This is a genomic window from Pyxidicoccus fallax, assembly GCF_012933655.1.
Classification (GTDB): Bacteria; Myxococcota; Myxococcia; order Myxococcales; family Myxococcaceae; genus Myxococcus; species Myxococcus fallax.
In genome coordinates this window covers 1-1002 of record NZ_JABBJJ010000726.1, presented here as the reverse complement: position 1 = coordinate 1002, position 1002 = coordinate 1, and the positions used below count along the sequence as shown (strand labels likewise).

Sequence of the window (1002 nt, the reverse complement as noted above, 5' to 3'; positions counted from 1 at the left end):
CGGGGCCGTTGTCCGACAGCCACTCCACCGGGTGGGGCGCCTGGGCGGTACCCGGGCCGAAGCGGGCCTCGAGCGTCTCGGCCATCAGGTCCTGGATGGTGAGCGCAGTGGGAGGCTGGGCCGAGGCCTGGAAGGCCATTGCTTCGCGGTCGCAGCAGTCGAGGCTGAAGGCGACGTGGACGCGCTCGCCATTCCAGCAGCGCACCTCGAAGCCGTCGGAGCACCAGCGCAGGTTGGACTTGAGCGTCACCACCTGGCCCTCGTGGGTGCGCGTCGGCTTGCCGGTATGCCGCTGCAGCAGCAGCCGGCCCTGGCGCATGAGGCGGTAGGCGCGCTTGTGGTTCACCCCGGGCTTGCCCTCGGTGCGGCGCTGCCGGTTGAGCACGGCACACGCCCGGCGGTAGCCGTAGGTGGCTCGCTGCCCGACAACGGCCTTGAGTTGCTCGAGGACTTCGGCGTCGGCCTGGGCGTCCGGGCGGCGGGGCTGCCGAGGGGAAAGGGGGCGGTGCAACGTGGAACGGGCCACCGCGAGGGCCCGGGCCACCGCGCTCACAGAATGCCTCCCAGCTTCGACAAGGCCGCGGGCGACAATAGTTTTTTTTCGCGCGCCAGCTCCACCGCGTCCCGGAGGATTTCGGCCTCCTGCGTCTTCTTGCCCAACAGCCGCTGCAGCTCGCGCACCTGCGCCTTGAGCGCCTGCACCTCGGACTCGGGCACCACCGCCTCGCCGGCCTGCAACCCCGACACGCCGCCCGACTCCTTCAACTGCCGCCACCGGAACAGCAGGCTGGAGCTGATGCCGTACTTGCGGGCCACCAGGGACACGCTGCTGCCCGGCGCCTCGCACTCGGCCACCAGGCGCAGCTTCTCCTCCGCCGAGTACCGCCGGCGACGCTTGCTCCCCTCGGCCCCCTCCGGGGCTCCCTCTTGGCTCTTCTTCTCCATCGTCAGACTCGCTTTCTAGCCGAACGAGCCTGTCCGACTCTTCAGGGGGCTACACCA

The 1002-nt window shown here is 70.5% G+C and carries 2 protein-coding genes; both read right to left on the bottom strand.

The features are described 5' to 3' along the window. A partial coding sequence (locus HG543_RS53835; RefSeq protein WP_169352700.1) for a DDE-type integrase/transposase/recombinase occupies positions 1-553 on the bottom strand: 553 nt, incomplete at its 3' end. Next, a complete protein-coding gene (locus HG543_RS53830) occupies positions 550-945 on the bottom strand; it encodes a transposase (protein ID WP_169352699.1) in 396 nt (131 codons plus the stop codon). The genes HG543_RS53835 and HG543_RS53830, both read right to left, overlap by 4 nt. Between the last annotated feature and the right edge of the window lie 57 nt (positions 946-1002).